The organism is uncultured Algibacter sp., assembly GCF_947487605.1.
In the GTDB taxonomy this organism is placed as follows: Bacteria; Bacteroidota; Bacteroidia; order Flavobacteriales; family Flavobacteriaceae; genus Algibacter_D.
In genome coordinates this window covers 1-622 of record NZ_CANKXK010000062.1, presented here as the reverse complement: position 1 = coordinate 622, position 622 = coordinate 1, and the positions used below count along the sequence as shown (strand labels likewise).

General features: G+C 42.4%; 1 protein-coding gene. It reads left to right on the top strand.

Going from position 1 to position 622, the window contains the following annotated elements:
- Positions 1-32 precede the first annotated feature (32 nt).
- The coding region (locus Q0739_RS14955; RefSeq protein ID WP_298239538.1) for a hypothetical protein at positions 33-622 on the top strand (590 nt) is incomplete at its 3' end.

Here is a 622-nt window from a genome sequence, read left to right as displayed (position 1 = left end):
GAGAAGTAAATGCAGCTTATGCAAAATGGATAATGGACACTACAACTGCAGCAGTAGCTAGTATTACAGGCGGATGTGCTCCTAAAGGCAGTATTAAATCTCAAGATGCAGCACCAGCATTATGTGCAGGAGGAGAAGCTAAAGTTGTTTGGACAATCACGGATTTATGTGAGACATTTGATGTAGAGGCTACATGGAAATTGAATGCACCAGCTAAGATAGCAGTAGGCACACCACCGAGTGATGCCATGGCAGATTCATGTACTTTTGCAAATCAAGGAGAAGTAGATGCAGCTTATGCAAAATGGATAATGGACACTACAACTGCAGCAGTAGCTAGTATTACAGGCGGATGTACTCCTAAAGGCAGTATTAAATCTCAAGATGCAGCACCAGCATTATGTGCAGGAGGAGAAGCTAAAGTTGTTTGGACAATCACGGATTTATGTGAGACATTTGATGTAGAGGCTACATGGAAATTGAATGCACCAGCTAAGATAGCAGTAGGCACACCACCGAGTGATGCCATGGCAGATTCATGTACTTTTGCAAATCAAGGAGAAGTAGATGCAGCTTATGCAAAATGGATAATGGACACTACAACTGCAGCAGTAGCTAGTAT